This is a genomic window from Stenotrophomonas sp. 05N37, from assembly GCF_056397365.1.
On sequence record NZ_JBFTNG010000001.1, the window covers coordinates 907,167 to 928,591 of the forward strand.

Sequence of the window (21,425 nt, forward strand, 5' to 3'; positions counted from 1 at the left end):
GGCCATGCCATCGGCGTTGGCCGCCCGCGGTGCTTGCCCTGTGCCTGGCGCTGGGTGGCAGCCTCCCGGTCGATGCGCGCCGCGACGCCGCGCCGGCCGTTCCATTGGACTGCCAAGCGGGCACGGTCGAACCGGGTGCCGACTGCCTGCGCCGGTTGTACGCGCGTCCCAGCACGCAATGGCCTGCCCCCCACGTCGACCCCGGCGTGGACTGGCAGGAACTGGCCCCGCTGCCGCTGCCACCCCAGCCCCGGGACAACCCCACCACGCCGGGCAAGGTCGCCCTCGGCGAACGCCTGTTCAACGAGCCGCGCCTGTCCCGTTCCGGCCAGATCGCCTGTGCCAGTTGCCACGAGCGTGACCTCGGGTTCGCCGATGGCCGGCGCGTGTCGTTCGGACATGACCGCCAGCCCGGGCGTCGCAACGCGCCCAGCGTGGCGATGGCCGGCCATGCGCAGACGCTGTTCTGGGACGGGCGCGCAACGACGCTGGAAGACCAGGCACGCGCGCCCATCGCCGATCCCAGGGAAATGGCCTTCAGCGTCGACGCGGCCGCCGCGAGGCTGCGCCAGGACGCCAGCTATCGACGGCAGTTCGCCGCGGTGTTCGGCAACGAGCGCGTGGACAGCCGGCAGCTGGCCCAGGCCATCGCCGCGTTCGAGCGCAGCCTGACGCCCGTCCGCAACCGCTTCGACCGCTTCCTCGGCGGCCAGTCCCGCGCACTGGATGACCAGCAGCTGCGCGGCCTGCACCTGTTCCGTACCCGCGGCGGCTGCATGAACTGCCACGGCGGGCCGGCGCTTACCGACAACGCCTTCCACAACCTGGGCCTGCATCTCCACGGCCGCGCACGCCAGGACCTGGGCCGCTACGAGGTCACCGGCGATGCTGCCGACAGCGGCCGCTTCCGCACCCCGTCGCTGCGTGGCGTGGCGGGCACCGCCCCGTACATGCACAACGGGATGCTGCCGCGCCTGGACAGCGTGCTGGCGTTCTACAACGTCGGCGGCGGCAAGCCGCGTGCGCCCGTGATGCCTGCCACCGGTGCCCCACCGTTCCCGCAACCGGACCCGCTGCTGCGCCCATTGGGCCTGCAGCGCGACGAGCTGCAGGCCATCGAGGCGTTCCTGCGCACGCTATGACCGCGCCTGACCGGCGGCGGCCGCCCGCGGCGTCGGCGCAGGCAGCAGCGACGGCTCGACGGGTCGCTCGATCAGACAGCCGTAGGTGCTCTGCATGTCCATGTACAGGTCATAGCGCGCGGTGACCCCGTAACCAATCCGCCACGAGCTGGCAAACAGGTCCGGCGCCTGGAACGCCACGTCCACCGGGATGTTGAGCACCTTGTCGTTGATCATCACCGGGGTGCTCGCCTCGGCGTACTCGATATCCTCGGCGCCGGCGGTGGTGATCACGTTCTTGCGCCGGATCGAGGCGGCCGGGACCGCGCTGCGCGGCGCGCCACGCATCTGGAACGCGCCATTGAACCCGGTGTCGACCAGCATCAACTGGTTCTTCTCGCCGCTGCGGATCGGGTAGCGTTGCTGGAAGAACGGTCCCCACAGCGACGACGTTGTCGCCATGCGCCGCTCGCAGTCCACCGGGGTCTGCGCTGCCAGCAGGGTCAGCGACTGCCGGGAAATGCGCACGCGGCCCAGCGCGCGCAACACGTCCAGGCCGATCAGGTTGACCTCGCGTCCTTCCTCGCTGTTGAACGATACCTCCCGCACCGTCACCCCGTTGAGGACCAGGTCGGCCGGGGCCACCAGGCCCGCCATCCGCACCTTGCCCGGGGCATCGTCCACCACCACGAAGTCCTCGGTCACCGCCAGCCCCAATGCCTTGGCCGCGCTGCGGCTGAGGTGGGAACGGGCCGCGCCGGTATCGAGCAGGAACGTCAGCGACTGCGCCTGGCCGTCGCCGCCCTTGACCGTTGCGGTGAGCGAGGCCAGCTCGTTGCTGGGCTGGATCGGCACGTCCACGTCCGCGCCGCGCGGTGCAACCGGCCATGCGCTGCGTGGCCAGTCGACGAAACGCTCCAGCCGCGGTCGGGCGATGTCGGCGATCTCCGCCTCGCTCTTGAGCATCGGTTTGATGGTCTGCGCGTACGCGCTGCGCACCTGCTGCATGTGCCGCGCCCAACCCGCGATATCGCCTTCGATCAACGCGTTGCCGGCCAGCGTGGCCTCGCACAGGAAGGCCATGCCCTTGACCGTCTCCGGCGGACTGGCGGCCACCGCCTCGAGGCAGGCCCGGGCCGCCCGGTTGGCATTCTCCAGCTCGCCGCGCACGCGGTAGTAACCCGCGCCCCCGAGCTTGCCGGCTGCACCGGGGGCCTTGCTCATTTTCTGCAGCGTGCCGAGCTCCGCGGTCATCACCGCACGGCTGTAGCCGTAGCCATCGCTGAACACGCTGACCTGTGCGTGCGCGACACACGGCGCCAGCAAGGCACCTGCCGCCCATACCCAATACCGCATCGTGTCACTCCTGTGGTCGATGTGTGCCTGCACCGGACCCTATCACGGCCACCACGACACGATCACGTGCGCTTTGCACGCCCGCGCCGAAGCTGTGGGCTGTCCTTGCGGAGCACCGCGATGCATTACGAGCTTTATTACTGGACCGGCATCCAGGGGCGTGGCGAGTTCATCCGGCTGGCGCTGGAGGATGCCGGTGCCGCCTACACCGACATGGCGCGGGTGCATGGCGATGCGGTGATGCAGCCTTTCCTGGACGGCAAGGAAGACGGCCTGCAGCCCTTCGCGCCGCCGTTCGTAAAGAGTGGCAGGCAAGTGATCGCGCAGGTCGCGGCGATCCTGGATCACCTGGGTCCCGACCTCGGCCTGGTTCCCGACGCCGCCTCGCGCCGCCAGCAGGCGCTGCAGTTGCAGTTGACCATCGCCGACCTGGTGGCCGAGGTGCACGACACCCACCACCCGATTTCCATGTCGCAGTATTACGAGGACCAGAAGCGCGAAGCCAAGGCCCGTGCAGCGGGCATGCGCGGTGAGCGCATGCCCAAGTTCCTCGGCTATTTCGAGCGCGTGCTCAAGGACAACGGCGAGCGGCATCCGCTGCGCGAACATTCCTACGTGGACCTGTCGCTGTTCCAGGTGCTGGGCGGCCTGGAGTACATGTTCCCGCGGCGCATGCAGGCGCTGTGGCCCACGTTGCCGCTGTTGCGCGCGCTCAAGGACCGGGTGGAGCGACGACCGAACATCGCCGCCTACCTCGCCTCCGAACGCCGCCTGGCATTCAACACCAACGGTATCTTCCGGCACTACCCGGCGCTGGATGGCGAGACCTGATCCACGCCGATCGACCCGGATCGATCGTGCCGGCCGTTGGCCGGCCACCAGGCGGTACGGCGGCCACATGGCCCCGGCCAGCGACCGGCGCTTTCCGCGCCCGTGTTCAGCGCTCCTGTTTCTGCAACGACAGCAGCGCCAGCAACCCGGCCAGCGCCACATACGCGCCAGCGAACTGCCACATGATGCTCTTCGGCAACCCCACCAGCTGCCACGGCAGGTAGATGCCGCCGCGCGGGTCCACCGAGTGGATCAGCCCGAACAGGGTCAGCGCCGCGGCCACGAGCAGCACACCCGACGCGCGCAGCAGGCGGCCATCGATCATCGCCACCACCGCCGCGATCCACAACATCGAGGTGATGATGAAGCCATTGCCCAGGGTGAAGATCACCGCCAGCTCCGGCAGGCCATGGCCGTCCAGCGTGCTGGTCATGGCCGCCAGCTGCGCCGGGGCGATCCAGCCCGGTGCCTTGATCGCCAGCAGGTAGGCCACCGAGGGCAGGAAGCCCAGCACCATCGCACCGGCATGCTCGCGCGGGGTGGCCTGGAATGCCTGGGTGGTGATGTCGATGGCCACGTACACGATGATCGGTGCCAGCACCGCCAGCGGCAGCCACTGCACCAGCCCGGAAATCACCCCGAGCATGCCGCCGATGCCCACGAACAGCCCGGTCAGCAGCGTATAGCCGCTGCGCGCGCCCATGTGCTTGTAGGCCGGCTGGCCGATGTACGGGGTGGTCTGCGCAACGCCGCCGCACAGTCCGGCCACCAGCGTGGCCACGGCTTCCACCAACAGGATGTCGCGGGTGCGGTAGTCGTCGCCCGCGGCGCGCGCGCTCTCGGACACGTTGATACCACCCACCACCATCAGCAGACCGAACGGCAGCAGCAGCGGCAGGTAGGTGAGCGCGGTCGGCAGGCCATCGATGAAGCCCAGCGTGGGCCACGGCAGCACCACCTGCGGCGGCGTCCAGTCCGGCACCTTGAAGCCTGGCGCGCCGAGTCCGGCCAGGCCGAGGCCGTAGTACAGGAGCGTGCCGAACACGAAGGCGACCAGCACGCCGGGCGCGCGGATCGGCAGCGTGCGCTTGGCGATCAGCACGTACAGCAGCAGGCCCAGGGTGACGAAGCCGACGATCGGCGAACGCAGGGTTTCCAGCAGCGGCAGGAAGCCCATCAGCACGATCGCGATACCGGCGATGGAGCCCAGCAGCGACGCGCGCGGCAGCGCGCGGGTCACCGCTTCGCCGAAGAAGGACAGGATCACCTTCAGCACGCCCATGATCACCAGCGAAGCCATGCCCAACTGCCAGGTCGCGATGGCCGCATCGTGCGGGGCCAGTCCCTGCGCCTTGAAGGCGAGGAAGGCCGGGCCAAGGACCAGCAGGGCCATGCCGATGCTGGTCGGCGCATCCAGGCCCAGTGGCATCGCGGTGACATCCTCGCGCCCGGTGCGGATGGCCAGGCGGCGCGCCATCCAGGTGTACAGCACGTTGCCGACCAGCACGCCGAACGCCGTGCCGGGGAACATGCGCCCGAATACCACGTCGGGCGGGAACTGGAAGATGCCGACCAGCGCCATCGCGATGAAGCCCAGGATCGACAGGTTGTCGACCACCAGACCGAAGAAGCCGTTGAAATCGCCGGCGACGAACCAGCGAGGGGGTCCGGAACGGACCGGGGCGGGGGCGGACATGCGCGGTACTGCCGTGGGGAGGGGGTAGCCGATGGTAGGGCCTCGCCGCCGGCAACAACAGGCACATGGATGGAACGCCGGGGGTACGCGCCATCGCATTACGCGCCGCGGGCCCTTCCGGCTTGCCCCCCTGCCCCCGCGGCTGCGGCGCGGCCCGCCCCCCGGGGGCCGCGTTGCGTCGTGCCGGCCAGTGGCCGGCACTCGCCGGGCGGTTGCCTCAGGGCTTGTTGAGGAAGTTATTCGCCAGCAGGTCGCGCACGTCGCCTACCCGTCCGCTCAGCAAGGCCTTGGCTGCATACAGCGCGGTGCCGGCCACCTGCTTGGCTTCCACCTGCGGCGGCATCACCAGTTCGGTCGGGCTGGTGTGCACATCCAGGAGTGCCGGGCCGGGATGGGCCAGGAAGTCCATTACCGCCTGCTCCAGGTCCTCGGAACGGGTCACGGTGCGCCCGTAGAAGCCGACCACCTCGGCCAGGCGGCCGAAATCGGGGTTCTTCAAGTCGGTGTAGTTGTCCAGCAGGCCCTCGACCTTCTGCTCCAGTTCGACGAAGTTGAGCGAGCTGTTGTTGTAGACCACCACCTTGATCGGCAGGTTTTCCTGCACCGCCGTGAGCAGGTCGCCGAGCAGCATCGCGATGCCGCCGTCGCCGGACAGCGAGATGACCTGTCGGCCGGGATAGGCCTTCTGCAGGCCGAGGGCCTGCGGCATCGCGTTGGCCATCGTGCCGTGCAGCAGGCTGGTCAGCGTGCGGCGGCGCCCGTTGGCGCGGATGTGGCGCAGGATCCACACCATCGGCGACCCGCCGTCGGCGGTGAACAGGGCATCGTCGCTGGCGTAGCGGTTGATCAGCGCGGTCAGGTGCTGCGGGTGGATCAGCTCGCCCTCGCCCGGCTCCTCCTCCTTGGCCCGCGTGGCCAGCGCCTTGTCGCGGTGGCTGATGCACTCGTCCAGGAAGCTGTGGTCCTCGCGCGGCGGCAGCAGCGGCAGCAAGGCCTCCAGTGTCGGGCCGATGTCGCCGACCACGCCCAGGTTGACCGGGTGGCGGCGGCCAAGGTGGCTGCCATCGCGATCGACCTGGATCAGCGTGGCCTTGTCCGGGTAGTACTGGCCCCAGGCGAAGTCGGCGCCGAGCAGCAGCAGCGTGTCGCAGGACATCAGCGTGTGGTAGCCCGACTCGATGCCGAAGATGCCGGTCATGCCCATGTTGTACGGGTTGTCGTACTCCACGAAATCCTTGGCCCGCGAGGTATGCGCGATCGGTGCCTTGAGCCGTTCGCCCAGCGCCACCAGCGCGTCATGGGCATGCTCGCAGCCGGCGCCGGCATAGATGCCGATGCGCTTGCCCTGCCCGATCAGCGCGGCGATGCGCTGCAGTTCGTCGTCGCTGGGGCGCAGCACCGGCTGGGTGTAGTGCACCGAAAACGGCACATCGTGCTTGACCTCGGCCTCGCTGATGTCCGCCGGCAGGATCACCACCGCCACGCCGCGCCGGCTTATCGCCGCCTGGCAGGCCAACGCGACCACGCGACGCGCCTGCTGCGCGCTGTACACCTGCTCGCAGAACACGCTGCAACTGGCATACACCGCCTTGAAGTCCACCTCCTGCGGGAACTCCATGCCCAGCTCGGCGGTGACCACCTGGCTGGCGATCAGCACCATCGGCGCGCGGTTGCGGTTGGTTTCGAACACGCCGTTGATGAAGTGCAGCCCGCCCGGGCCGCACGAGCCGGCACAGGCGGTGAGCTGCCCACTGATCAGCGACTCGGCGCCGGCGGCGAAGGCGGCCACTTCCTCGTGCCGCATGTGCACCCACTCGATCTCGCTGTGGTGGATGGCATCGGTAACGTAGTTGAGGGTGTCGCCGACGATGCCGTAACAATGACGGACACCGGCGGCCTGCAGGGTTTCAACCACGATCTCGGCAACGCGCTTGCTCATGGGGGAACGTCCACGACCTGGGGGAAGCGTCAGGGTAGACCCGCGAAAGTGATCTCCATGTGCGAATCGGCGCGGCCATGGGCACGCGGGAAATGCGTGCACCGCCCTCAGGGACGCGCATCCACCCAGCCGATGACATCGCCCCGCGTGGGGTTGGCGTAACGCAGCTTCACCCACCCGTCCTGCTCATCCAGCAGCTCGACGCGATCGTCCTTGACCAGGTAGCGCCGGGTAGCCGTGTCGCCCGGGCGCGTGTACAGCGGCAGGCGCGCGGGCACCACCTGGCCGCTGACCGGCAGCAGCGGCGCGGTGCCGCGCGGCGACACCAGCCCATCGGCGATCGCGGTCTCCAGCACGCGACCGGCCGGATCGAACGTGCTCCAGACAGCCAGCGGCCCGCTGTCGGCGGTCTGCTTGACGAACACGACGGCCTCCAGCGCGTCGCCCAGCATCATCATGCGCTCGGCGCGGTACAGGTACAGGCGCGCGCCGTCATAGCGGTACTGGTCCACGTACCACATCGGGCCACTGCGGCAGCTGCTGCTCAGCAGGCGGTTGTCCGCGTCCACGGTCAACCCCATCAGGCCGCCGCACTGCGCGTGGTCATGCGTGGCCGGCGCCAGTGCCACCAACGCCTGCCGCCGTGGGTCGAAGCGGTAGACGGCCACCGCCTCGTTGACCATGCCCACGCTCGCCCGCGCGACCAGCTCCGGGCGTCCGTCGAAATCCACGTCCTCGGCCGTCAGGTCGGCATTGCCGTCGGCATCGGGCGCCCCCGGCAGCCGCTGGCGCGCGCCCGAAGGCTGCAGCACGACGGCGATGTCGCCGCCTTCCTGTACCTCGGCCTGCACCTGCACGCCCGGCGCGGGCTCGAACCGCAGGCGCCCCGGATCGCCCGCCTGCGCCTGCGCGAGCGGCAGCGCAAGACTCAGCAGCAGTGCCAGCGCCCATCCATCCCTGTGCTTCATCATCGCTCCGCGTGGCGCCACCGCGGCGCCCTGGATCAGAACGATACTTCAACCGCCTGCTGCGCCCACAGCACCGACTGGTGGCCGGTGGCCTGCTTCCACGCCAGGCGGATGGCTTCGATGTCGGCCCGGCGCTGCGGGGTGTTCTCGTGCAGCACCACCAGCACCTTGGTGCGCAGGCGGTTGGGCTCGGCCGCGCCGCGGAACAGCCACTGCCCGTAGGCGTCGAACACGGTCAGGCCATCGGGGAAGCGCGGGGTGACCTGCTTGTCGAGGAAATCGCGCCACTGCGCCTCGCTGATGGCGTCCGTCTGCTTGCGCTCGGACGCGCCGCTCTCCTCGCCCACGCCAAAGTACAGCTCGCTGCGCACCCAGCCTGCGGCGGCATCGGGGCGGGCGGCATCGCCCTGCAGGGTGGCGGTGGCGGTGGCCGGCGGCGCCGGCTTGGCCGTGGGCGCGGCGGTGGCGCAGCCAGTGGCGGCCAGGGCCACGGCGAACAGGACAGCATAGGACTTCATTGAAAAACTCCAGGAAATGCAGGCGTACAGGGGGAAGAAGGGTGCAGGACATCCGGTTCCTGCATAGATCACCAGCCGTTATCTGCTGATGACCATAGGCGATGGGACTTGCATCACATCCGCCATCACGCCAAGATAATATATCGCTTCATCCGGATGGATTGGTAGTGCCGACCGTTGGTCGGCAACGCCGCCTCCCCGCTCTCCCCTCCCCCCCCCCCCCCCGTCGTCCCGCTGGAGTCCGCATGTCCCGTCCGTCCGCGTCGCGCCTTGGCCTTGCCATCGCGCTCGTCCTCTCCTCCCGCCTGCTCGCCCAGGACGTACATGCGCAGGACGCGCCCGGCTCGGCCACCACGCTGGACACCGTGATCGTCACCGGCACCCGCGCGGTCGACCGCACGGTGCTGGAATCCACCTCGCCGGTGGACGTGCTCACCGCCGAGGACATCCGCAAGGCCGGCGTGGTCAACGGCGAGCTGGGCAGCGCGCTGCAGGCGCTGCTGCCCTCGTTCAACTTCCCGCGCCAGTCCAACTCCGGCGGGGCCGACCACATCCGTGCCGCGCAGCTGCGCGGGCTGTCGCCGGACCAGGTGCTGGTGCTCGTGAACGGCAAGCGCCGCCACACCAGCGCGCTGGTCAACACCGACAGCAAGATCGGCAAGGGCACCACGCCGGTGGACTTCAACGCGATCCCGATCAGCGCGATCAAGCGCATCGAGGTACTGCGCGATGGCGCCGGCGCGCTGTACGGCTCCGATGCGGTGGCCGGGGTGATCAACGTGATTCTCGATGACGCCCCGGAAGGCGGCGCGTTCGAGGCCAGCTTCGGCGCCAACCACACCGACCTCAAGCCGATCGACCGGACCATCACCGATGGCCAGACCAGCTACGCCAGCGCCAAGGTCGGCACCCGGCTGGGCGACGACGGCGGTTTCCTGCGCGTGGGCCTGGAGCTGAAAAACCACGAAGGCACCAACCGCGCCGGCTTCGACCAGATCCCGCCGTGGGACCAGAGCGATACCAACCTGGCGCTGCAGGGCAAGCGCAATTACGTGCTGGGCGATGGCAAGACCCGTGACCTCAACGCCTGGATCAACAGCGAACTGCCGTTCGGTGAGACCTCCAAGTTCTATTTCTTCAGCACGTTCAACCAGCGCGACAGCGAAGGCGCCAACTACTTCCGCTACCCCGACAGCGACGCCAACTGGGCGCAGGTCTACCCCAACGGTTACCGCCCGATTTCCGAAGGCGAAAACCGCGACGTGCAGGCCGTGGCCGGTGCGAAGGGCCAATGGGGCGAGTGGAACTACGACGCCAGCCTGGATTACGGCACCAACAGCTTCACCTACCGCCTGCGCAACTCGCTCAACGCCTCGCTCGGCCCGACCAGCCCGACCCGCTTCAAGACCGGCGACTACCAGAACGAACTGACCGTCGCCAACCTCGACCTGGGCCGCGTGTTCAACCAGGGCGACACCATCACCCACAGCCTCGGGCTGGGCGTGGAAGCACGCCGCGACCACTACCAGACCCGTCCGGGCGACCCGAGCAGCTACGCCGCCGGCCCGTTCACCGACCGCCCGACCGGCTCCCAGGCCGGCGGTGGCCTGACCCCGCAGGACGCCACCTCGCTGTCGCGCGACGTGGCCAGCGCCTATGCCAGCCTGTCCAGCCAGTTCGGCGAGCACTTCTCCAGCGACCTGGCCGCGCGTTACGAACACAGCGACGACTACGGCGGCGAGCTCACCGGCAAGCTGGGCCTGCGCTATGAATTCACCCCGGCGTTCGCGCTGCGCGGGGCGATTTCCAACAACTTCCGCGCGCCCTCGCTGGCGCAGATCGGCTACGAGTCCACGTCCACCGGCTACAACGCCGCTGGCCAGCTGGTGCAGGGCCGGGTGCTGTCGGTCAACAACCCGATCGCCCGTGGCCTGGGGGCGTCGGACCTGAAGCCGGAGAAGTCGCTCAACACCAGCCTGGGCTTCACCAGCCGCATCGGCGACCACTTCGATGTGTCGCTGGACTTCTTCCAGATCGATATCGACGACCGTATCGCGCTGTCGGAGAGCATCACCGGCGACGCACTCACCGACTACGTGCAGCAGCAGTTCGGCGTGGCCGGCCTGCAGAGCGCGAGCTTCTTCGTCAACGCCGCCGACACCCGCACCCGCGGTGCCGAGCTGGTCAGCAACTGGCGGCAGTCGCTGGGCGATGGCGAGCTGGTGCTGACCGGCACCTATGCCTACACCAAGACCACGCTGAAGAACGTGCTGGCCACGCCGGCCAGCCTGCTGGCGCTGGACCCGGACTACGTGCTGTTCGGCGTGGAGGAGACCAACACCCTCACCGACGCCACCCCACGCACCCGTGCCGCCCTGGCCGCCAGCTGGAGTGACGACCGCTGGTCGCTGAGCAGCCGGCTCAGCCGCTACGGCAGCGTGACCCGCGTGTTCAACTTCGGCGATGGCTTCATCCCGCGCCAGACCTATGGCGCCGAATGGCAGCTCGATGCGGAAGTGGAGTTCAAGATCACCCCACAGTGGAGCGTGGCCGTGGGCGGGCAGAACCTGACCGACAATTACTCGGACCTGTCCAACGACGACATCTACTACTACGGCAATCTGCCGTATGACGTGCTGTCGCCGGTGGGGAGCAATGGTGCGTACTATTACGGTCGCGTGCGGTACACGTTCTGATCGTTGGTGCAGCCGACCAACGGTCGGCTCTACCGGTCGCGTGCGGTATACGTTCCGATCATTGGTGCAGCCGACCAACGGTCGGCTCTGCCGGTCGCGTGCGGTATGCGTTCCGATCATTGGTGCAGCCGACCAACGGTCGGCTCTACCCGCGGGTGATGAGGCAAGGTAGAGCCGACCCATGGTCGGCTGCCCTCCTCTGCGCTCAAGCCATGCCGAGGACGGCCGGCGATTGGCCGGCCCAGGATCGCGCACCGTTGGTGCAGCCGACCAACGGTCGGCTCTACGGGTCGCGTGCGGTATGCGTTCCGATCATTGGTGTAGCCGGGCATGGCCCGGCTCTACCGGTAGCATGATGATGCGAGGTAGAGCCGACCCATGGTCGGCTGCTTTCCTCTGCGCTCAAGCCATGTCAAGGACGGCCGGCGATTGGCCCGGCCCAGGATCGCGCACCGTTGGTGCAGCCGACCAACGGTCGGCTCCACGGGTCTTGTGCGGTATACGTTCTGATCGTTGGTGCAGCCGACCAACGGTCGGCTCTACCCGCGGGTGACGAGGCAAGGTAGAGCCGACCCATGGTCGGCTGCCTTCCTCTGCGATCAAGCCATGTCAAGCACGGGCGGCGGTTGGCCGGTCTCCCATGACCTGACAATCACACCGTGAATGGCATGTTTGCACGCATGGCCAACGACCTCCCCCCGCGTCCGTCGCCGCCACTGCTGGACGATGCCTGTGCGTTGTTCCTCGACGTGGATGGCACCCTGATCGAATTTGAGCGCGACCCCGAAGCGGTCACGCTGCTGCCCGAAGTCCGCGACGCCATCGGTCGCATCAGCGATCGCCTTGAGGGCGCCGTCGCCCTCATCAGCGGCCGCCCGCTCAACCAGCTCGACGAACTCTTCGCCCCCCTGCATCTCCCGGCCGCCGGCCTCCACGGTCATGAACTGCGTCACGCCGATGGCCACGTCGACAGCCAGGCCAACAGCACCGATACCAGCGAATGGCTGCACGCCGTACACCAGCAGGCCATGCGTTTCGCGCACGGCAATCCCGGCGTGCTGGTCGAAGACAAGGGCCGCAGCCTGGCCCTGCACTGGCGCGGCGCGCCGCATGCCGCCGCCGAGGTGCGTGCCTTCGCCGACCGCCACATCCGCGGGCATACCGGCTACCGGCTGCAACCGGGCGACCACGTGGTCGAATTCGTGCCCGAGGGCAGCGACAAGGGCCGCGCCCTGCAGCAGCTGATGCAGCAACCCCCGTTCCGTGGGCGCCTGCCGGTGTTCCTCGGCGACGACCTCACCGATGAATTCGGCTTCAACGCCGCCAACGCCCAGCACGGCTGGAGCGTTCTGGTCGGCGCGCGCAGCCCCAGCGCCGCGGTATTCGCCCTGCCGCACATCCGCAGCGTGCACGCCTGGCTGCAGGAAAACGCGTACTGACTCCCCCACCGCCGCCGCCCCGCTGCAGCCCTGTCGCGGGGCGGCCCGAACGAGATGCACCGCTCCCTATGAAAGAACCTGATCTGAATCTTGGCGTGGTCGGCAACGGCAGCTTCGGCGCGTTGATCGACCAGCACGCACGCGTGGTCTGGAGCTGCCTGCCGACCTTCGACGGCGACCCCACCTTCTGCGCCCTGCTCGGCCCCAACCAGAACGAAGGCGGCGACTTCGCGATCGAACTGGAAGACCTGGTCGGCAGCGAACAGAGCTACCTCACCAACACCGCCATACTGCGCACCGTCCTGCACGACAAGCACGGTGGTTCGCTGGAAATCCTCGATTTCGCCCCGCGCTGGCGCCAGAACGAGCGTTTCTACCGTCCCGTCAGCCTGATCCGCCAGGTGCGTCCGCTGGCCGGCAACCCGCGCATCATCGTGCGCGCGCGCCCGCTGGCCGACTGGGGCGCACGCGTGCCGGAGGCCACCTGGGGGAGCAACCACATCCGCTGGATCCTCCCGGACCACGTGCTGCGGCTGACCACCGACGTGCCGCTGCGCTTCGTCCGCGACGGCCTGCCCTTCGTGCTGAGCCACCCGGTCAACCTGGTGCTGGGCGTGGACGAATCGCTGAACCGCTCGCTCAGCGGCTATGTGCAGGAGTCCTTCCAGCGCACCCGCGACTACTGGCGCGAATGGGTCCGCTACCTGTCCATCCCGCTGGAATGGCAGGACGCGGTGATCCGCAGCGCGATCACCCTCAAGCTGTGCCAGTACGAAGACAGTGGCGCGATCATCGCCGCGATGACCACCTCCATTCCCGAGGCGCCGGGCAGCATCCGCAACTGGGATTACCGCTACTGCTGGCTGCGCGACGCGGCATTCGTGGTGCGCACGCTCAACCGCCTCGGCGCCACCCGCACCATGGAGCAGTTCCTCGGCTACATCTTCAACCTGGCCACCACCGATGGCAGCCTGCAGCCACTGTACGGGATCGGCTTCGAGGCGAAGCTGGAGGAGACCGAAGTGGCGTCGCTGGACGGCTACCGCGGCATGGGCCCGGTGCGTCGCGGCAACCTGGCCTGGGTGCAGCGCCAGCACGATGTCTACGGCAGCGTGGTGCTGGCCTCCACCCAGCTGTTCTTCGACCAGCGCCTGCAGGACCCGGGCGATGCGCATACCTTCGCGCGACTGGAGCCGCTCGGTGAGCAGGCCTTCGCCCTGCACGACGTTCCCGATGCCGGTCTGTGGGAGTTCCGCGGCCGCACCGAAGTGCATACCTACACCAGCGCGATGTGCTGGGCCGCCTGCGACCGTCTGTGCAAGATCGCCATCCGCCTCAAGCTGGATGACCGCGCCGATTACTGGCGCGCGCGCGCCGACACCATCCACGCGCGGATCCTGCGTGAGGCATGGAGCGAGGAACTCGGCCACTTCACCGATACGTTCGGCGGCCACCGCCTGGATGCCTCGCTGCTGCTGCTGGCGGACATCGGCTTCATCGAGGCCGGCGACGCGCGCTTCGTGGCCACCGTCGAGGCGATCGGGCGTGACCTGAAGCATGGCAACGCGCTGTACCGTTACGTCGCCCCGGATGATTTCGGCGAGCCCGAAACCAGCTTCACCATCTGCACCTTCTGGTACATCGACGCGCTGGCGGCGATCGGCCGCCTGGACGAGGCACGCGAGATGTTCGAGATGTTGCTGGAGCGCCGCAACCATCTCGGCCTGCTCTCCGAAGACCTGGCCTTCGATAGTGGCGAAGCCTGGGGCAACTTCCCGCAGACCTACTCGCATGTGGGCCTGATCACCGCGGCGATGCGTCTGTCGCGCAGCTGGCAGGAAGCGTCATGAGCCGCTTGGTGGTGGTCTCCAACCGGGTCGCCGTGCCCGGTGAATCACGCGCGGGCGGGCTCGCGGTGGGGCTGCTGGCCGCACTGAAGGAACGCGGCGGGGTGTGGTTCGGCTGGAGTGGCAAATCGGTCCGCGACAACAGCGGCACCCTGCATGAGCAGGTCGAGGGTGATATCCGCTATGTCACCATGGACCTCAACAAGCGCGACGTCGACGGCTACTACAACGGCTTCGCCAACCGCACGCTGTGGCCGTTGCTGCACTTCCGCCTCGACCTGGTCGACTACGACCGCGCCACCCGCGAGACGTATCGGCGGGTCAATGCGTTGTTCGCCGACAAGTTGGCGCCGCTGCTGCGCGAAGACGACATCGTCTGGATCCACGATTACCACCTGATCCCGTTGGCGTCGCTGCTGCGCGAGCGTGGCATCGGCTGCCGGATCGGTTTCTTCCTGCACGTGCCGATGCCGTCGGCCGACCTGCTGCAGGCCATGCCCGACCACCTGCGCCTGTTCTCCAGCCTGTATGCCTACGACCTGGTCGGCTTCCAGACCCAGCGCGACGCCGATCGCTTCCAGTCCTACGTGCGCCTGTTCGGCGGCGGCCGGGTGCTGGCCGATGGCGAACTGGAAGCCCCCGGTGGGCGCCGCTTCCGTGCGGCCGCCTTCCCGATCGGCATCGACACCGACTACATCGCCCGCCAGGCCAAGGCCGGCGCCAACAAGCCGGCCGTGCGCGACCTGCGCAACAGCCTGCGCGACCGGCAACTGGCGATCGGGGTGGATCGGCTGGACTACTCCAAGGGCCTGCCCGAGCGCTTCATGGGCTTCGAGCGCTACCTGGAGCGCCACCCGGACCAGCACGGCAGCCTGACCTACCTGCAGATCGCCCCGGTCTCGCGCGGCGATGTCACCGAATACCGGCAACTGCGCAGCCAGCTCGAACAGATCGCCGGGCACATCAATGGCGGCCACGCCGCCCCGGACTGGACGCCGCTGCGCTACGTCAACCAGAACTTCACCCATGCCACCCTGACCGGCTTTTACCGTGCCGCCGCGGTGGGCCTGGTCACCCCGCTACGCGATGGCATGAACCTGGTCGCCAAGGAATACGTGGCCTCGCAGGACCCGGAGAACCCGGGCGTGCTGGTGCTGTCGCTGCTGGCCGGCGCCGCCGACGAGCTCAAGCAGGCGCTGCTGGTCAACCCGCATGACCTGGACGGCGTGGCCGACGCCATCGCCACCGCTGCGACCATGCCCCTGCGCAAACGCGTGGAGCGATGGCAGGCGATGATGGAGCATCTGCGCGCGCACGACATCAACCATTGGCGGCAGACGTACCTGCAGGCGCTGGAAGGCTGACGCGGACGAGTGCCCGGCGGCCGCACCTGCCGGGCGATGGCCAGGGTCGACCTTCGACGGCGACCCGCTGCAGTCCGACACCCCGTGGATCCCGGCGACGTGCCGGCCTGGCCTGCGCCCCCGGGTCAATCCAGGAAGCGGGTCGCCTGCGCGGGTGTCGGCAGATAGCAGCTGTCATGCCGCCCGAACCAGCGGTAGCGGTTGCGCGCCAGCACGCGGTAGGCACCATCGCGCCACACCCGTGGCAGCACCCTTAGCACCATGACCATCCGCCACGCGCCGCCCAGCCCGCCCACCACCCGCATGATCGCATCGGTATCGGTCCAGGCCCTGCCCTGCTCGAGCAGCAGGAACGACAGCGGATCCTCCGGATCCAAACCGTGCTGCTCCAGCAGCGCACGTCCGTGCGTGCCCTGCATCGCCGCGAAGCGATAGCGCCCGCGATGGTCGAAACGCAGCAGGAAACGAACCCAGCGGCTGCACAACGCGCACACGCCGTCGAACACGATCACCGCACCCTCGGCACGCGCGTCGTCGCCGTTCATGCGCTCAGGGCGCCATCCACGCCAGCGTCGCCATGCGTCCGGTACGCCGGTCACGCCGGTGCGAATAGAAACGCTGCGGCTCGGCGATGCTGCACAGCTGACCGCCGCTGATCTGCGCAGGATCGATCCCGACGCCGTGCAGTCGTCGCCGCGCCAGCGCATACAGATCAACCTTCCAGTGACCGGCGCGGGTGGCGACAAAGGCTGCCTGCGCACCCGCATCGCGATCAACGAACGCGGCGAACACGTCCTCGCCCACCTCGTAGTGGGCCGGACCGGCAGCCGGGCCCAACCACGCCTGCACCTGCGCGGGCGGCGTGTGCATGGCCGCCACGGTCGCTTCCAGCATGCCGTCCGCCAGGCCGCGCCACCCGGCGTGGGCCGCGGCGACTTCCGTGCCGTCGCGGGCAGCGAACACCACCGGCAGGCAATCGGCGGTGAGGATGGCCAGCACCACGCCCGGCACCGAGGTCACCGATGCATCGGCGGTCGGCTCCACGTCCACGCCCTGGGCGCTGGGGGGCGCATCGAACCGCAGCACCGTGGTGCCGTGCACCTGGCGCAGCCAATGGGGCGCCGATGGCAGTGCCAGCCCGGCCTGCAACAGGTCGCGATTGCGCTGCACCTGCACCGGGTCGTCGCCATCCACCGCGTAACGGTTGCCCATGTTGAACTGGTCGAACGGCGGCAACGAGCCACCTGCGCCGTGCCGCAGCGTGGTGCAGGCCCGCACCCGGGGCGGTGCAGGCCAATCGGCCACCAGCAGGGGAAGCGACGCGTGCATCAACGGCGACCGCGTTCCAGTTCGGCGAAGCGCTTGCTGTCCTCGCGCAGTGCCTGCATCAGCGCCAGCATGTCGGCCGGCGGCGGCGCGCTGTTGGTGATCGTTTCACCGGTGATCGGGTGCACGAACTCCAGCGTTTCGGCGTGCAGCGCCTGGCGCTTGAAACCACGCAGCTGGGCGACCAGTTCATCGCTGGCGCCCTTGGGCAGCTTCAGGGCGCCGCCGTACAGCTGATCGCCGATGATCGGATGGCGCAGGTGCGCCATGTGCACGCGGATCTGGTGGGTACGCCCGGTTTCCAGGCGGCACTCCAGCGCGGTGTGCGCGCGGAAGCGCTCGCGCAGGCGGTAATGGGTGATCGCATCCTTGCCGTCTTCGCGCACCGCCATGCGCACGCGGTCGCGCGGGTGGCGGTCGATCGCCGCATCGGCGGTGCCGCCGGAGACCAGCGCGCCCACCACGATCGCCAGGTACTGGCGGTGCACCTGGCGCGCGGACAGCTGTTCCACCAGTGCGGTCTGCGCCTGGATGGTCCGCGCGATCACCATGACACCGCTGGTGTCCTTGTCCAGCCGGTGCACGATGCCCGCGCGCGGCAGCACCGACAGCGACGGGTCGCGGAACAGCAGCGCGTTGACCAGGGTGCCGGTGGGGTTGCCCGCGCCGGGATGGACCACCAGGCCGACCGGCTTGTTGATCACGAACACGTGCTCGTCCTCGTACAGCACCTCCAGCGGGATGTCCTCCGGCTCGGCATGGGTCTGGGTGTCGAGCACGACATGCAGGCTGGCCACCTCGCCGCCGCGCACCGGGTCGCGCCCGCGGACCTGCTCGCCGTCCAGCAGGACGTCGCCGGACTTGATCCACTCGGTCAGCTTGGATCGGGAAAATTCAGGGAACAGCTCGGCCAGCACGGCATCGAAACGCCGTCCAGCGGCGGTATCGGGCACCACGGCCTGGCGGGGGGATTCGGATTCAGAAGCGTTATCGGACATGGGGAAAGCACCGCAAGGAGACAAATTTGGGGTCCGGGCGACCAGTTTCAGTCGCGGGACAGGCCACTAGGCTATCATCGACCCTTCGTATTCCAGCCGCGTCCCGCCCTGACCCCATGATCCGACGCTCTTCTTTGCTGTCCGCGCCCGTCCGCACCGCCGCCCTGCTGCTGGTCCTGGCCCTCGTCGCCACTGGCTGCCACCGCGGCACCAAGGGCGATAATCCGGATGAAGGCCAGCCGGTCGAACAGATCTACGAGAAGAGCCACCGCCTGATGGAAGGCGGCAACTGGAGCGGGGCCGAGGCCAGCTTCCGGCGCCTGATCGCCCAGTACCCGTATGGTCCGTACACCGAGCAGGCGATGATCGAGACCGCCTACGCCCAGTACAAGGCCGGCAAGCACGATGACGCGGTGTCCAGCGTGGACCGCTTCATCCGTACCTACCCGACCCACCGCAATATCGCCTACCTGTACTACCTGCGTGGCCTGGCCAACGGCAACCGCAACACGGTGTTCCTGCGCCGGGTGTGGTCGCTGGACCCGAGCCGCCGCGACCTGTCCACCCCGCGCCAGGCCTACGCCGACTTCAACATCGTCGTGGACCGCTACCCGAACAGCCGTTACGCCGCCGATGCCCGCAAGCGCATGCTCGAGCTGCGCGACGTGTTCGCCCAGCACGAGCTGGACAACGCCCTGTACTACCTGCGCCGCCAGGCCTGGGTGTCGGCCGCCGGCCGCGCCAACTACCTGCTGGAGACCTACCCGCAGAGCGCCTACCAGTACGACGCGGTCGCCGCCCTGGGCGAGGCTTACACCCACCTGGGCAACAAGACCCTGGCCGACGACGCCCGCCGCGTGCTGGAGCTGAACCAGCCGCAGCACCCATGGCTGGCCGGCAACTGGCCGAAGTACCCGTGGATGATCCGCAAGCTGAACCCGTTCGCCGGCGAGAAGTCCGCCAGTACCGGTCAGCGCAACGCGACGCTGGAACGCAAGTAAGACCGCGGTCGAGCCTGCCGTCCTGCACGAACAAGGGTCCCGCGAGGGGCCCTTTTTCGTGGCCGATCAGCAGGCCCGGAGGCCAGGCATCGCACGAAACCGGCCCAGTCGTGCACGGGGTAGCGGCCTTCCGGGCCCGTGCCCGCGCAGGTTTCAGCGCTTGCAGCGGGCCCGTCCGGGCCCGAAGCCTGCGTGACCTCGCGTTTCCCGGCCCCCTGCCGCGTCGCGGCCAGCCTGCCCGCGCCGGGGCTGCCACGGCAGCCGGCCGGCAGGCACATCATCCTTTCTCGCACCACGCTGGGTCTCGCAGGGCTACTCGCAGGACACGGCCGCGGCCATCCTCGCCGCCCCAGCGTCGCCAGCGCGCTCGGCGGCCCGGCGTTGGGCCTTCACGTCGCGGTGGGCACCGGCACGCCGGCGCGGGTCCACCTCACCCCGCGTAGCCTGGGACCCGGCTCCCGTCGCGCCGCTCGGCGCCGCGGCGAACGCCTCCCTGGGCTAGCTGATCACCCGCCTGATCCAAGGCCGAGCCGCGCATCGACGGCCGGCTGACCGCCCTGGGCCGCGGACGCCTGGCGAAGGCCGCCTAGGGCGGATAGCGGGCGCCTGCCCGCCATCGACTCAGCCCTTGTAGCCGTTGCTGATCGGATAGCGGCGCTCGCGCCCGAACGCACGCCGCGACACCTTCGGGCCCGGCGCGGCCTGGTGGCGCTTCCACTCGCTGGTGCGCACCAGGCGCAGCACCCGGTCCACCACCTCGGGGGCATACCCGGCGGCCACGATCTCCTCGCGCGACTGCTCCTGGTCCACGTAGCGGTACAGGATGCCGTCCAGCACGTCGTAGGCCGGCAGCGAATCCTGGTCGGTCTGGTTGGCGCGCAGCTCGGCCGACGGCGGGCGGCTGATCACCGCCGGCGGGATCACCGGCGCGCCGCCTACCGTGTTGCGCCACTTGGACAGGCCGAACACCTCGGTCTTGTACAGGTCCTTCAGCGGCGCGTAGCCACCGCACATGTCGCCGTAGATGGTGGCGTAGCCGACCGCGTATTCACTCTTGTTGCCGGTGGTCAGCAGCAGCCCGCCGAACTTGTTGGACAGCGCCATCAGGATCACCCCGCGGCTGCGCGACTGCAGGTTTTCTTCGGTGACATCGGCCGCCTGGCCCTCGAACATCGGGCCGAGCGCGGCCATCAAGCCCTCGAACACCGGTTCGATCGACACCGCCTCCAGTTTCACCCCCAGCGCGCGGCACTGCTCGGCGGCCAGGTCGTTGGACATGTCGGCGGTGTAGCGCGACGGCAGGCGCACCGCCGTCACGTTGTCCGCGCCCAGCGCATCGACCGCCATCGCCAGCACCAGCGCCGAGTCGATCCCGCCGGACAGGCCCAACCAGACCTTCCTGAAGCCGTTCTTGCGGCAGTAGTCCTGGATGCCGCGCGTCACCGCGCGCCAGGCCAGCGCATCCATGCTTTCGTCGCCGTCATCGATCCACTCGCGCGGCAGGAAGCGGCGCGTTTCGGCGTCGTAGTCCACCACCAGCCATTGGTCGGTGAAGGCGGCCGCGGCCGGGTGCACGGTGCCATCGCCGTCGGCCACCACCGAGGCGCCGTCGAACACCAGCGCGTCCTGGCCACCGACCACGTTGAGGTAGGCGATCGCCGCGCCGCTTTCGCGGGTACGCTCGGCCAACAGGGCGTCGCGCTGGGCGTGCTTGCCGCGCTCGTAGGGCGAGGCATTGGGCACCAGAACCAGCTGCGCACCGTCGCGCACGGTGTCGGCCAGCGGCTCGGCGAACCACAGGTCCTCGCAGATCAACACGCCCACCGGCACGCCCTTCAGCGCGAACACGCAGCTGCCGCCGTCCGGGTCCACGTCGAAGTACCGGCGTTCGTCGAACACCGCATAGTTGGGCAGTTCGCGCTTGCGGTAGGTATGTTCCACCTTGCCATCGCGCAGCACGCTGGCCGCGTTGTACACCACCGCGCCGGCCGCCTGCGGCCAGCCGACCACGGCGGCGATGCCGGTCGTGGCGGCGGCGATGCGCTTGAGCGCCAGCTCGCAGTCGTAAAGGAAACCGGGGCGCAGCAGCAGGTCCTCCGGCGGGTAACCGCTGATCGCCAGTTCCGGGAACACCACCAGCTCGGCACCATACTCGTCGCGCGCCTCGGCGATCATCGCGATGATGTTGTCGGTGTTCTGCGCCACCGCGCCCACCGGGAAATCAAACTGCGCCATCGCGATGCGGATCGAAGCCATGAACGTCCAGCCTGTGGTTGCAATACGCTCATTGTAGATCCACGCCACGCGTGGATGGGGTTCATCGGC

16 protein-coding genes are annotated in these 21,425 nt (G+C 68.9%); 7 read left to right on the plus strand and 9 right to left on the minus strand.

From position 1 onward, the window contains the following. Positions 1–29: 29 nt before the first annotated feature. Positions 30–1,142: a cytochrome-c peroxidase gene (locus AC1DGC_RS03995; protein ID WP_478047260.1), complete on the plus strand. Its 1,113-nt coding sequence runs from the start codon at positions 30–32 to the stop codon at positions 1,140–1,142. Here the strand turns inward: AC1DGC_RS03995 and AC1DGC_RS04000 are convergent. Beyond that, on the minus strand, positions 1,137–2,477 hold the full coding sequence (locus tag AC1DGC_RS04000) for a retropepsin-like aspartic protease (protein ID WP_478047261.1): 1,341 nt from the start codon (positions 2,475–2,477) through the stop codon (positions 1,137–1,139). The two genes, AC1DGC_RS03995 and AC1DGC_RS04000, sit on opposite strands and share 6 nt — an antisense overlap. A gap of 120 nt (positions 2,478–2,597) precedes the next feature. Here AC1DGC_RS04000 and AC1DGC_RS04005 point away from each other — a divergent pair, with 120 nt between their 5' ends. Continuing rightward, positions 2,598–3,308 carry a glutathione S-transferase gene (locus AC1DGC_RS04005; RefSeq protein WP_394161194.1) on the plus strand — a complete coding sequence of 237 codons (711 nt, stop codon included), beginning with the start codon at positions 2,598–2,600 and terminating at the stop codon, positions 3,306–3,308. 106 nt (positions 3,309–3,414) lie between these two features. Here AC1DGC_RS04005 and AC1DGC_RS04010 read toward each other — a convergent pair whose 3' ends face one another. The 4 genes from AC1DGC_RS04010 to AC1DGC_RS04025 all read right to left on the minus strand — a co-directional run bounded on the left by AC1DGC_RS04010 (position 3,415) and on the right by AC1DGC_RS04025 (position 8,429). Continuing rightward, a complete protein-coding gene (locus AC1DGC_RS04010) occupies positions 3,415–5,004 on the minus strand; it encodes a SulP family inorganic anion transporter (protein WP_259206392.1) in 1,590 nt (529 codons plus the stop codon). 217 nt (positions 5,005–5,221) lie between these two features. Beyond that, positions 5,222–6,943 carry a thiamine pyrophosphate-dependent enzyme gene (locus AC1DGC_RS04015; RefSeq protein ID WP_478047262.1) on the minus strand — a complete coding sequence of 574 codons (1,722 nt, stop codon included), beginning with the start codon at positions 6,941–6,943 and terminating at the stop codon, positions 5,222–5,224. Positions 6,944–7,050: 107 nt separating this feature from the next. After that, entirely contained in the window at positions 7,051–7,911 is an 861-nt protein-coding gene (locus AC1DGC_RS04020) for an XAC2610-related protein (RefSeq protein ID WP_478047263.1), read from the minus strand. Between the two features lie 35 nt (positions 7,912–7,946). After that, a complete protein-coding gene (locus AC1DGC_RS04025) occupies positions 7,947–8,429 on the minus strand; it encodes a DUF3574 domain-containing protein (protein ID WP_259206398.1) in 483 nt (160 codons plus the stop codon). A gap of 245 nt (positions 8,430–8,674) precedes the next feature. On the opposite strand from AC1DGC_RS04025, the gene AC1DGC_RS04030 reads away from it, so the two are divergent. From AC1DGC_RS04030 to otsA, 4 genes are all read left to right on the plus strand, one after another. Then, positions 8,675–11,125, plus strand: a complete 2,451-nt coding sequence (locus AC1DGC_RS04030; RefSeq protein WP_478047264.1) for a TonB-dependent receptor plug domain-containing protein — start codon at positions 8,675–8,677, stop codon at positions 11,123–11,125. 680 nt (positions 11,126–11,805) lie between these two features. Then, positions 11,806–12,564 carry a trehalose-phosphatase gene (gene otsB / locus AC1DGC_RS04035; protein ID WP_259206401.1) on the plus strand — a complete coding sequence of 253 codons (759 nt, stop codon included), beginning with the start codon at positions 11,806–11,808 and terminating at the stop codon, positions 12,562–12,564. A gap of 68 nt (positions 12,565–12,632) precedes the next feature. Continuing rightward, a complete protein-coding gene (locus AC1DGC_RS04040) occupies positions 12,633–14,414 on the plus strand; it encodes a glycoside hydrolase family 15 protein (RefSeq protein WP_259206403.1) in 1,782 nt (593 codons plus the stop codon). Then, on the plus strand, positions 14,411–15,775 hold the full coding sequence (otsA, locus tag AC1DGC_RS04045) for an alpha,alpha-trehalose-phosphate synthase (UDP-forming) (protein ID WP_259206406.1): 1,365 nt from the start codon (positions 14,411–14,413) through the stop codon (positions 15,773–15,775). The genes AC1DGC_RS04040 and otsA overlap by 4 nt, the downstream gene beginning before the upstream one ends. A gap of 125 nt (positions 15,776–15,900) precedes the next feature. On the opposite strand, the gene AC1DGC_RS04050 is transcribed toward otsA, so the two are convergent. From AC1DGC_RS04050 to rluD, 3 genes are read right to left on the minus strand one after another with little or no spacing between them, the layout of a single operon-like run. Continuing rightward, positions 15,901–16,320, minus strand: a complete 420-nt coding sequence (locus AC1DGC_RS04050) for a thiol-disulfide oxidoreductase DCC family protein (RefSeq protein ID WP_259206408.1) — start codon at positions 16,318–16,320, stop codon at positions 15,901–15,903. Positions 16,321–16,324: 4 nt separating this feature from the next. Next, entirely contained in the window at positions 16,325–17,104 is a 780-nt protein-coding gene (pgeF, locus tag AC1DGC_RS04055; RefSeq protein WP_394161202.1) for a peptidoglycan editing factor PgeF, read from the minus strand. After that, positions 17,104–18,099, minus strand: a complete 996-nt coding sequence (gene rluD, locus AC1DGC_RS04060) for a 23S rRNA pseudouridine(1911/1915/1917) synthase RluD (RefSeq protein ID WP_259206412.1) — start codon at positions 18,097–18,099, stop codon at positions 17,104–17,106. Before rluD ends, pgeF begins: the two co-directional genes overlap by 1 nt. 116 nt (positions 18,100–18,215) lie before the next feature. Here rluD and AC1DGC_RS04065 point away from each other — a divergent pair, with 116 nt between their 5' ends. Beyond that, positions 18,216–19,100, plus strand: coding sequence for an outer membrane protein assembly factor BamD (locus AC1DGC_RS04065; RefSeq protein WP_259206413.1), 885 nt, complete (start codon positions 18,216–18,218; stop codon positions 19,098–19,100). Positions 19,101–19,721: 621 nt separating this feature from the next. On the opposite strand, the gene AC1DGC_RS04070 is transcribed toward AC1DGC_RS04065, so the two are convergent. Continuing rightward, the gene (locus AC1DGC_RS04070; protein ID WP_259206414.1) at positions 19,722–21,356 is read right to left on the minus strand and encodes an NAD+ synthase; all 1,635 of its coding nucleotides are present in this window, start codon (positions 21,354–21,356) and stop codon (positions 19,722–19,724) included. Positions 21,357–21,425: the final 69 nt, after the last annotated feature.